Here is a 10,474-nt window from a genome sequence, read left to right as displayed (position 1 = left end):
CAGAAAACGGGTGCCGAGCCCGGCAACCGGAAAAACAGCTTTGCGGATGGGCTTCACTTGAAATCCTCTTGTTGGCCCCGACAGCCGCCGCAGAGGTTGCAGCGCCCCGCTCCGCTGTCAACCCGCCGCTGCCTGGGGATTGGCCAAAGCCTGCTGTTTCAGGCCTTGACCCGTGCAGCAAAGCTCTTGCGCAGCTTCTGCAGCTTGGGAGGGATGACCGCCAGGCAATAGGGATTGCGCTGGCCTTCGCCGTTCCAGTATTCCTGGTGGTAATCCTCGGCGGGATACCAGGTCGTCGCTTCCTCGATGGTGGTGACGATGGGGGCGGGCCAGCTGGGCTGATTGCGGCTCATCGCGGCCTCCGCTTCCACCTGCTGCGCCGCGTCGAGCGGGAAGATGGCAGAGCGGTACTGCGTGCCGACATCATTGCCCTGACGGTTGAGCTGCGTCGGATCGTGCGTGGCAAAGAAGATGTCGAGCAGGTCGGCATAGCTCAGCTGCTCGCTGTCGAAGGTGACGCGGATCGCCTCGGCATGGCCGGTGGTGCCGGCGCAGACCTGCTTGTAGGTGGGGTTCTCGGCATGGCCGCCGATATAGCCGCTTTCGACCTTGCTCACCCCGACGACATCGTTGAACACGGCCTCGGTGCACCAGAAACAGCCTCCGGCGATGATGGCGGTTTGTTCGGTCATGCTCTTTCATCCTTTTTCTGCATCCAAACCCCGCTCAGCCTGAGCCTGTCGAAGGCCTCGTGGCCACGCCAGCGAAATAGCGGGGCCTTCGAAAAGCTCAGGCTGAGCGGACGGGGATGACTTGTGCTTCAAAATAGAGTGCCTGCAGCCCGAAACAACCACTTCAGCCTTCCAGCGGCAACACCGGGGGTGCCTTGGCATCGTCATCCGCCGCGCCGCTGCGCGCAATCAGCAGGTACATTGCCGGCGTGACGATCCGGGAGAGGAAGGTCGACGAGATGAGCCCGCCGATGATCACGCTGGCCAGCGGCGCATACAGCGATCCGCCAAACAGCGCGAGCGGCATCAGGCCTCCGATCGCGGTGACCGAGGTCAGCAGCACCGGCAGGAAGCGGACCTCGCCGGCGCGCTCGATCGCTGCGCGCAGGCCCATGCCCTCGCGGCGCAGCTGGGTGGTGAAATCGACCAGCAGGATCGAGTTCTTGATCTCGATCCCGACCAGCGCGACGAAGCCGATGATTGCCATGTAGCTCAGCGATTCACCGGTGACGAACAGCGCGATGAAGCCGCCGAACGTGCCCAGCGGGATGACGCCGGCTACCACGATCGTTTCGCGGAAGCGGCCGAATTCGGCGACCAGCACGGCAAAGATGCCGAACAATGCGATGATGATGATCGGTCCGAGCCCGCCGAAGACCGTGTCGATCGCCTCGGCCTCGCCGCCCGCCGATACGCGATAGCCCGGCGGCAGCTTGAGCGCAGCCACCTTGTCCATCGCCTGCTCGCTGATCCGCGCGGGCAGTGCATTGCGTTCGGCATTGGCAGTGACGGTAACCGACCGTTCGAGCTGATAGCGCTGGATCTGCGGCGGAACGCTCTCCAGTCTGGGGCGGGTGATCTGCGACAGCGCGATGGCATCGCCGGTGCGGCTGGCGACATAGACCTGATCCAGCGCAGACACCGGCTGGGTGCGGTCGATCGGCAGGCGCACGACGACGCGGTAGCTGTCACCCTCCTCGTCGCGATAGGCGGCCGCATTCTCGCCGGACAGGGCCAGGCGGATGGCGCGGCGCGCATCGCCCGGAGCGATGTTGAGCAGGGCTGCCTTGCCTTCGTCCAGCCCGATATCCAGATCGATGCCATCATTGGCCACCGGGTTGAGCACGTCGCGCGCACCGGGTGTGGCGCGCAGGATGGCCTCCACCTTCCCGGCAATGTCGCGCAGCGTCTCCAGATTTTCGCCGGTGATGCGAAGGGCAACGGGCGATGCGATCGGCGCGCCGTTCTGGAACAGTTCGACATTGAAACGCGCGCCGGGGATCGCCTCCAGCCGCGTGCGGATGCGCGCGATCATCTCAGGGCTGCGGTCGGGATGCCAGCGGTCCATCACCGCGAAGATTTCGCCAAAATTGGGGCGCTGGTCGAGCGCGAAGACATTGTAGAACACCTGCGGATTGGAGCTGCCGGTATTGGCGGCGCGCACCTTGATGTCGGGTTCCTGCGCCAGCACGGCCTCTGCCTGTTTCACCAGAGCGTCGGTGGTGGCGATACCGCTGCCCTGCTCGGCATCCACCGTGACCCGGAAATAGCTAGTGTCGGCATAGGGGAACAGGCTGAATCCCAGCACCGGCACCAGCGCGAAGGCCGACAGGGTGAGCGCCATCGAGGCCCAGAACGTCTGGCGTGGCCTGTCCAGCGCGGTGTGCAGGATCGGGCGGTACAATCGCTCGATCTGATGGGTCAGCCATTTGAGGATGCCGTTGCCTTCCGGATCCTCGTCGCGCGACAGGATGCGGCTGCCCAGGAACGGAATGATCGTCAGCGAGACCACCAGCGAGGCAAAGACGGTGAAGATGATGGTGTAGATGAACGACTGGGTGAACTTGCCCGCGCCTTCGGGCAGGAACAGCAACGGCGTGAAGGCAAAGATCAGCACGCCGGTCGAGCCCAGCACCGCAGGCGTGATCTCGCGCGTGGCGTCGATCGCCGCGATCGACCGGCGCTTGCCCATGCGCAGGTGGCGCGCGATATTCTCCGTCACCACGATGGAATCGTCGACCAGCAGGCCCAGCGCGACAATGAACCCTGCGACCGCCAGCTGGCTGAGGTTGAAGCCCATCACGCTGATCGCCAGCAGGCCCGAAGCCAGCGACAGCGGGATCGAGATCATGACGATCACCGATGCGCGCCAGCCGAGCGGCAGCAGCGTGAAGATGACGAGGAACAGCGCGATGGAAAAGTCGCGCGTCAGCTCGCTCAACCGGTGTTCGATATCGCGGCTCTGGTCGAAGATCTGTTCCAGCCGGATGTCGGGCGGGAAGTTCGCCTGCTGCCGGTCCAGCTCCTTTTGCAGCGAATCGCGCAGCCGGATCACGTCGAACCCGTCCTTTTGCAGGATGGACAGGAAGATGGCCCGCTGGCCGTTGTAGCGGGTGATGTACAGCTGCTCGGCCTCGCCCCAATCGACATTGGCGACATCGCGCACGCGCAGCAGCGTGCCGTTTCCGGCGCGGATCGGCAGATTGCGAATGGTGTCCAGATCGCGATAGGCGCCGCCTGCCTCGACGTTGAACCGGCGTCCGGCGCTATCAACGGCCCCCGGCGGCAGCTCCGCACCGCCGCGCCGCAGCGCATCGGCGATGGCAGCGGGGGCAAGCCCCAGCTCGGCAAGGCGCCGGCTGTCGATGGCAACCTGCACCTCGGGCTGCGGCAGGCCGTCGATCACCGTGTTGCGTACACCGGGATAGCGGACAAAGGTGTCGCGGATATCCTCGGCATATTTCTGCATCCGCCGCCAGCTCGCGGTTTCGCTGACCATCGCCAGCTGCAGCACGGCCGCCTCGGTGGTCCGCGCCTTGCGATAGCGCAGCTCGGTGATGCCCTCGGGCAGCTGGCTACGAATCGCGCTGACCTCGCGCACCACATCGTTGAAATACTGGTCGGGGTCGCCATCCCAATCGAATTCGGACGTCACGGTCACGAAGCCGTCGGTGATCGCTGCGCGGACCTCGTCGATGTCATCGATGCCGCGCAGCACCTCTTCGATCGGCTTGGCGACGGTCTGTTCGATGTCCGCCGCATCCGCGCCGGGGATCGCGATGATGACGGTAATGACGGGAATCGGGAAATGCGGATCGACCGATCGCGGAATGGTCAGCAGCGAGGTCAGGCCCAGGGCTGCCAGCAGCAGGAACGCCACCAGGCTGAGCTGCCAGCGGCTGATGGTGAAGGCAGCAAGGTTCATGCGCGCGCGACCGGCTTGAGGCTAAAGGGCCGGAGCCGAGGGCGCAGCGGGTGCCGCCGCCCGCGTCCGGCTGGGCTGGCGCGTCGCCAACGGCTTGACCCTTGCGCCATCGGTCAGCAACCCAAGGCCTGATGCGACAATCCGGTCGCCCACCTTGAGGCCGCCGGTGATGACCAGCTGACGGTCGTCGACCTTGCCGATCTGCACCGCCTGCGCGCGCACCTTGCTGCCCTTGGCATCGAGCAGATAGACAAAGCCCTCATCCGCGCGGACATTGAACACCGCGCTGGCAGGGATCGCCAGTCCCGTATCGCCGGGCGCTGCAGCCACCCGGAACTGCGCGGTCCCGATCTGGCCGGAGCGCAGCGCCGCATTTGCAGGCAGTGCGATGGTCACCTCGAACGCGCCCGATGACGGGTTGGCGCGGGCATCGATCTCGCTGATCACGCCCTCGATCTCGCCTTCCCCCAGGGCCGACAACCGCACGGTCGCGGGCATGCCGGGGGACAGCCGGGCTATGTCACTGTCGATCATCGGCGCGCGCAGCACCATGCCGCCGCTCGCTTCGCCCAGCACGACGATCTGCGTGCCGGCGGCGACGACCTGGCCGGGCTCTGCAGTCCGCGCCAGGATGATGCCGCCCGAAGGTGCCAGAATGCGCGACGTCCCGCTGGCAAAGCCCGCGGTGCTCACCTGCGCTGTCGCAGCCCGCGCGGTCGCCTCGGCCCGCTCGACCTGCGCGCGGGTCACCCAGCCCTTTTCGAACAATTGCTGAAAGCGAGTCAGCTCGGATTGCGCACGCTGCTGTTCGGCGCGCGCGCTCTCAAGCGATGCGCCGACCTGCGTGGCATCGAGCGCGGCGATCAGCGCGCCCGGCGTCACCCGGTCGCCCTCCTGGAACCGGATGCTGGCAACCTTGCCCGCCGTGGTGAACCCCAGCGGCGTTTCATAGCGATAGCGCACCGTTCCCACTGCCATGATTCGGGCTGATGTCGCGGCCGGTTGCACCACCGCGATGGTCACCGGGTACACCCTGTCGCTTGCCACCGGGGCAACCTCGCCGCCGGCATCCGAACAGGCGGAGAGGGCAAGCGCGCCGCCGCCGACAAAAACGAGGGTGATGGCCGTCAGGCCGCGAGCAAAGGGAAAGCGCATATTGAGTTTCTATATGCAACCAGTTTTGCTGGCAAGCGCCAACCTGCGCCCTTCAGGCAGATTTCGCTCCAGGCACAACATCGTTATCTGCCTGTTAAGCAAGCTGGGCTAGACCCAACGCTCGTGTTGGTGGCTCACCGGCACATGGGGGCAAAACCATATGAACTGGCGAATCGGACAATTGCAGTCCCAGCATGACGCGTGCCTGGCCATCGTGGAAGATATCCAGGCCCGCTCTGCCCATATCGCGGATCGGGCGTCGGCGGTGGAGATCACGCTGATGCTCGCGCGGCTGACCGGCATATTGCGCATCCATCTCGCGCTGGAAGACGAAATTCTCTACCCGGCGCTCCGCAATGCCAAGGATCCCAAGATCGCCGCCGCCGCCGAACATCACTGGCAGGAAATGGGCGGTCTTGCCGACACCTTCCTCGACTTTGTCGATCGGTGGAAGCGGGCAGACATGGTGTTGAACGAATCGGAGCTGTTTCGCAGAGAATCGGCTGGCGTGTTCAAGGCGCTGGGTGATCGCATCGGTCGCGAGCATGCCGAAATCTATCCGATGGCTGAAAAGCTGCGCGCGGCACGCGCCGCCTGATCAACTCTCGGCTGCGCTTGAGGGCCTGCGCCGCGTCCACAATCCACTGCGGCCTGCAGGCTGCGGATCGCGCATCGCCTGCATCAGGCTGCGCGCCACCCAGCCCGTTTTCTGCGCCCGCGTCGTGATGACGCGATGGTCCCATGCCTGGGCACCCCGATCGCGCACCTCGCGCGCGATATCGCCATAGATACCCGCCGCCGCCAGCACCGCCCAGCGGGCGCGGAACGGCAGCCTTGCCGCCCCGACCCGCGCCGATGCCTCGTGCGCCTCCGACCGATCGGCCAGCCGCGCCGCCAGCGGCACCAGCTGCGATCGCAGCCATGGCTTCATGTGCTGTCCGGGCGGAATATCCCGTTCGGCGAGCCATTCCAGCGGCAGGTAACACCGGCCCACCGAGTCGTCTTCCGACAGGTCGCGCGCAATGTTGGCAAGCTGGAACGCCAGCCCTAGATCGCAGGCGCGGTCGAGCGTCGCCTCGTCGTCGGGATCGACCCCCATGACGATGGCCATCAACAGGCCGACAGCGCCTGCAACATGGTAGCAATATTGATACAGGTCGTGCTCGCTGCGCGGACGCCATTCATCGGCGTCGAGGTCGAAACCGTCGATGACATCGAAGATATACCGGTGCGGCAGACGGCATTCGGCGGCAACACAGGCCAGCGCGGCAAAGGCCGGGTCATCGGTGGGTTCGCCCGCCAATGCCGCCTGAGTTTGGCTGCGGATGTAGGCGACGCGGGCATGCGCGTCGGTGACCGCGCTCATGCCATGGCCCATGTCCTGCCCATCGGCGAGGTCATCGCACTTGCGGCACCATGCGTAGAGCAGCCAGGCGCGCTCGCGGGTCTGCCGATCGAACAGCTTCGATGCCAGCGCGAAGGACTTGGAACCGCGCGCAATCGAATCGCGGGCATAGGCGACGAGGGCAGGGCGATCGAAACCCTTCAAAGATCATCCGCCGTCATCGCGAAGATCGTCTGGTGCGGGCGGTACGCCTCCATCTTGGCGAGCAATCCGTCGAGCGTTTCGTCGACGATCAGGATGTCAGCATGCTGCGGGCGGATGAAGCCGACCTCGATCATATGGCGGTTGAACGCGATCAGCTGGTCGTAGAAGCCGTTGATGTTGAGCAGCCCCACCGGATCGCTGTGATAGCCCAGCTGCGACCAGCTGATCGCCTCCCACAGCTCGTCCATCGTGCCGACGCCGCCGGGCAGCACGACAAAGCCATCGGCCAGGTCCGTGAACCGCTGCTTGCGCGCATGCATGCCGGGCACGACATGCAGTTCGGTGCAGCCCTGGTGCGCGACCTCGGCCTGGACCAGCGCCTCGGGGATGATGCCGATCACCTCGCCGCCCTGCTCGAGTGCGGCGTCTGCCACCGCGCCCATCAGCCCCAGCCTGCCGCCACCATAGACCACGCCGATGCCGCGTCCGGCCAGTGTCGCACCGACCATGCGGGCGTTTTCGATATACACAGGGTCGGAAGGCGTGGCGGACCCGCAATAGATGGCAAGGCGCTTGAAGGGGGCGGTCATGGCGATTCCTGTTGTGATTGTCGCCGGTCCATTGCCGGAAATCGGGTGCGGGGCAAGGCTGTTCGATCGTCCCACGAATCGCCTCGGGCGAGGATAGCCGGGGTCACTCCTGCGGCAGGCCGTCGGCGATCGCGTAGTAATCGCCCTTGTCGGCGGTGAAGATGTGCACGTGCAGGCTGGTGTCGGTCGGCGGATCGAATGCGCCCATGGCAATTGCTATCGAATCGCGGTGCGGCGGGTCCCAGAACAGGAAGCTGCCGCAGGTGCCGCAGAACCCGCGCCGCACCTTGGGGCTCGACTGGTACCAGCGCACATGCTCCTCGCCGGTGATGGCAAGATCGCTGCGCTGGACGTCGGTCGACGCCCAGTAATGGCCCGATTGCTTGCGGCACTGGCTGCAATGGCAGGCATCGGGCGCCTTGAGCGGTGCTGAAACCGTAAAGCGGACAGCGCCGCACAGGCACGAACCGGTGTGCATGATGGTGTCTCCCCAACGCGGCTGTGGCGACGATCCGCCAGCGCTGCGGTTGCAGATTCTATCTCGTTCCTGCCCTGCCTGCCAGTTGCCGTGCAGCGCAGACGCCCAGAGCGGCGGATTCAGCCCCGCCGGGGCATCCGGAATGGCAGCATCAGCTTGACGATGCCCTTTTCCAGCCGGTCAAGCGACAGGCTTTCATGCACCGCCTCGGCCTGCTCGCCGAACAGCCGGGTCTTCAATGCGGTGCGCGAATAGAAGGGCGTGTCTTCCCATGTGCGGCGGATTTCGACCGGCGCGCCCGCATCGGCGCGGGTGATGCGCGGCATGCGCCACAAGGTCTTGGGCAGCACCCGTTCGAGGGGCAGCGGAACTTCGCTGATCGTGCCATTGTCGGCAAAGCGCAGCCCCATCGCAAAGCGCGAGGCATCGCGGCGCTGGCCTTCATACAGCACCACCGAATCGCGTTTGAGGTGCGCGCGCGACCAGTGCCAGTCGGTAAAGCCGCGCTCCAGCGGTTCGACCCCGGCGTTACTGTCGATATAGCCCTCGCCCTTCCAGCTGAGCGAAGGGTTGTCGAGCTTCACCTCGATCGCCGCGCGCGGTGCGATCGGCCTCCAGGCGTGGTTGCCCTCCATGTCGAGCGGCCACAATGTCTGCGGCATCACCTTGGGGAAGACGCGGATGGTGCCGCGCACCTTTTTGGGCAACGGCGCGGTGATCTCTTGCAGGTCGATCCGCAGGCTCTCGCCGTCCCAGTGCATCGAGCTCGGGCCGATCACCAGATTGTCGTGATCGCGCGCCAGATGGTTGCGACCCCGCTCGGTCATGCACCAGCCGCCGCGCGGGCCGTAGAGTGCGACATTCATCGCGATATGATTGTCCGGATCGCCGCGACCCGACCAGTGATAATAAGGCGAGAACACGCTGCCGATGAAGGCGATGATCGTCAGGCCATGCTTGCCGTCGTCGCTCAGCGCGTCGATGTACCACCAGGCATAGCCACCCGGCGGGACGATCGCATCGAAGGCAGGTCCGCAAGCAGCCGCTCTGCCGCCAAGCGGCCGGAGAGACTCGCCATCGGGATCCCGGCGCCGGGGTGAATTCCACCCCCGGCCAGATAAAGCCCCGGCAGGCGGCTCGCTGCCCCGGGCCGCTGGAAAGCCGCCTTCCATCCATGAGTCGCCCGCCCGTAGAGCGCGCCGCCCGTCGCCGGGAACAAATGCTCGTAATCCGCTGGCGTCACCAAATGCGAGTTGTCCGCCGTTCGGTCGATCGTCAGGCCACAATCCTCCAGGAAGCCGAAAACTTGCCTCTCGCATTGGTCGATCTCCGCCTGTGAATTCTGGAATGTGTCGCCATTGGCTGGCGCGTTGACGATGAGCTGCAAGCGTTCGGGACCCGGCGGCGCGCGGGCCGAATGGTCGTCGCGGTCCTGCGCGCAGATATAGATGGTGGGGGCTTCCGGAACGGCGCCGCGCTTGAAGATCGAATCGAACTCGGCGCGGTAGTCGTTCGAGAAGAACACGCTGTGCCTGACCAAGGGAAAACCGGAGGTCTTTGCGTTGATCAGCCAGGTCATGCTGGAGAGCGAGCGCTGCTTGGGCGGCACCGGCGGCACCGCACGGCGCACCTTGTCGCCCAGTCGCCCGATGTTGAGCGCAGCCGGATCGCCGTTGAACACGACCGCGCGCGCGCGGATGACCTCGCCCGTTTCCAGTCGGACACCGGCGGCGCGGCCATGCTCGACCACGATTTCGGCAATCGGCGCATCATAGCGGAATTTCGCACCGTTGCTGCGCGCCAGGTCTGCAATTGCTGTGGCGATCGAGTGCATGCCGTTGTCGGCCAGCCAGACTCCGTCCTGCTCGACATGCGCGATCAGCATCAAGGTGGCAGGTGCAACAAACGGCGAGGACCCGCAGTAGGTCGCATAGCGGCCGAACAGCTGCTGCAGCCGGGGGTCGGCAAAATGCCGCCCGAGCGCCTTCCACATCGCTTGATAGGGGCGGATGGCCATGGTTTCGGGCAGGCGCTTGAAGCCGATGCGCGTCACCAGCGAGAACGGGGTGGGGGCAGGGGCCTCGAGATAGGGTTCGCGCAGCACGTTGAAGATGCGCGCGGCCTCGGCGCAGAAGGTGCGGAAGCCCGCCGCGTCCCTGCCGCTGAAATACTCGCCGATCGCCGCTTCGCTGGCCGACACATCGGCGAGCAGATCGAACGGGGCTTCGGGGCCCCAGGCATGGCGGGCGATCATGCTGGCAGGCGTGAGCGGAATCGCGGCTTCCAGATCGCCGCCGCAATCGGCAAACAGCCGATCGAACACCCAGCGCATGGTGAACACCGTGGGGCCGCCATCGACCGGGCGGCCTGCCGCCATCACCTCGCGCAGCTTGCCGCCGGGGGTGGGCTGGCGCTCGACCACCAGCACCGGCTCGCCAGCCGCTGCCAGCAACGCCGCCGCGCTCAGCCCGCCGACGCCTGCGCCGACGACGATGATCGGCTCATGGCGCATAGGGCGGTCCATCGGGAAAAGCGCAGTTCATGGCATGATGCTAGCAGGTGTCCATAAAGTTTGACAGTCATTTGTCGGTCAAAATGGACATCGCGCGTCGTACGAACCTCGATCCTTCACCGGTCCCCTGCGAAGGCAGGGGGCCATCACCAGACCTCACCATGCTCAGCCTGCGGTGCGCATTGTGCACCCGCAGGAGATGGGCCCCTGCCTGCGCGGGGGGGGGGGGGGGGGTTGCGCTAAAGCCTTTTGCC

Annotated in this window: 9 protein-coding genes; 1 reads left to right on the top strand and 8 read right to left on the bottom strand. The window is 65.6% G+C overall.

The features are described 5' to 3' along the window. Nucleotides 1–158 precede the first annotated feature (158 nt). The 3 genes from msrA to D618_RS18820 all read right to left on the bottom strand — a co-directional run bounded on the left by msrA (nt 159) and on the right by D618_RS18820 (nt 5,091). Complete coding sequence (gene msrA / locus D618_RS0117205) at nt 159–692, bottom strand: peptide-methionine (S)-S-oxide reductase MsrA (RefSeq protein WP_017672780.1); 534 nt, start codon at nt 690–692, stop codon at nt 159–161. Between the two features lie 163 nt (nt 693–855). Continuing rightward, complete coding sequence (locus D618_RS18825) at nt 856–3,936, bottom strand: efflux RND transporter permease subunit (RefSeq protein WP_017672779.1); 3,081 nt, start codon at nt 3,934–3,936, stop codon at nt 856–858. Between the two features lie 21 nt (nt 3,937–3,957). After that, nucleotides 3,958–5,091 carry an efflux RND transporter periplasmic adaptor subunit gene (locus tag D618_RS18820; RefSeq protein WP_017672778.1) on the bottom strand — a complete coding sequence of 378 codons (1,134 nt, stop codon included), beginning with the start codon at nt 5,089–5,091 and terminating at the stop codon, nt 3,958–3,960. 160 nt (nt 5,092–5,251) lie between these two features. Here D618_RS18820 and D618_RS0117190 point away from each other — a divergent pair, with 160 nt between their 5' ends. Then, the gene (locus tag D618_RS0117190) at nt 5,252–5,689 is read left to right on the top strand and encodes a hemerythrin domain-containing protein (protein WP_017672777.1); all 438 of its coding nucleotides are present in this window, start codon (nt 5,252–5,254) and stop codon (nt 5,687–5,689) included. Here D618_RS0117190 and D618_RS0117185 read toward each other — a convergent pair whose 3' ends face one another. The 5 genes from D618_RS0117185 to crtD form a co-directional block, all read right to left on the bottom strand. Beyond that, entirely contained in the window at nt 5,690–6,640 is a 951-nt protein-coding gene (locus D618_RS0117185) for a phytoene/squalene synthase family protein (RefSeq protein ID WP_017672776.1), read from the bottom strand. After that, entirely contained in the window at nt 6,637–7,230 is a 594-nt protein-coding gene (locus D618_RS0117180) for a TIGR00730 family Rossman fold protein (protein ID WP_017672775.1), read from the bottom strand. Before D618_RS0117180 ends, D618_RS0117185 begins: the two co-directional genes overlap by 4 nt. 103 nt (nt 7,231–7,333) lie before the next feature. Then, nucleotides 7,334–7,708 carry a GFA family protein gene (locus D618_RS0117175; RefSeq protein ID WP_017672774.1) on the bottom strand — a complete coding sequence of 125 codons (375 nt, stop codon included), beginning with the start codon at nt 7,706–7,708 and terminating at the stop codon, nt 7,334–7,336. A gap of 119 nt (nt 7,709–7,827) precedes the next feature. Continuing rightward, nucleotides 7,828–8,631, bottom strand: a complete 804-nt coding sequence (locus D618_RS0117170) for a hypothetical protein (RefSeq protein ID WP_017672773.1) — start codon at nt 8,629–8,631, stop codon at nt 7,828–7,830. 47 nt (nt 8,632–8,678) lie between these two features. Then, a complete protein-coding gene (gene crtD / locus D618_RS0117165; protein WP_238550711.1) occupies nt 8,679–10,232 on the bottom strand; it encodes a 1-hydroxycarotenoid 3,4-desaturase CrtD in 1,554 nt (517 codons plus the stop codon). Nucleotides 10,233–10,474: the final 242 nt, after the last annotated feature.

It is taken from the genome of Blastomonas sp. AAP53 (genome assembly GCF_000331245.1).
In the GTDB taxonomy this organism is placed as follows: domain Bacteria; phylum Pseudomonadota; class Alphaproteobacteria; order Sphingomonadales; family Sphingomonadaceae; genus Blastomonas.
This window is presented reverse-complemented; position numbering and strand designations above follow the sequence as displayed.

What these genes read in the sequence shown, in the direction of transcription:
- msrA (WP_017672780.1), bottom strand. Translation starts at nt 692, where the DNA reads ATGACCGAACAAACCGCCATCATCGCCGGAGGCTGTTTCTGGTGCACC.
- D618_RS18825 (WP_017672779.1), bottom strand. Translation starts at nt 3,936, where the DNA reads ATGAACCTTGCTGCCTTCACCATCAGCCGCTGGCAGCTCAGCCTGGTG.
- D618_RS18820 (WP_017672778.1), bottom strand. Translation starts at nt 5,091, where the DNA reads ATGCGCTTTCCCTTTGCTCGCGGCCTGACGGCCATCACCCTCGTTTTT.
- D618_RS0117190 (WP_017672777.1), top strand. Translation starts at nt 5,252, where the DNA reads ATGAACTGGCGAATCGGACAATTGCAGTCCCAGCATGACGCGTGCCTG.
- D618_RS0117180 (WP_017672775.1), bottom strand. Translation starts at nt 7,230, where the DNA reads ATGACCGCCCCCTTCAAGCGCCTTGCCATCTATTGCGGGTCCGCCACG.
- D618_RS0117175 (WP_017672774.1), bottom strand. Translation starts at nt 7,708, where the DNA reads ATGCACACCGGTTCGTGCCTGTGCGGCGCTGTCCGCTTTACGGTTTCA.
- crtD (WP_238550711.1), bottom strand. Translation starts at nt 10,232, where the DNA reads ATGGACCGCCCTATGCGCCATGAGCCGATCATCGTCGTCGGCGCAGGC.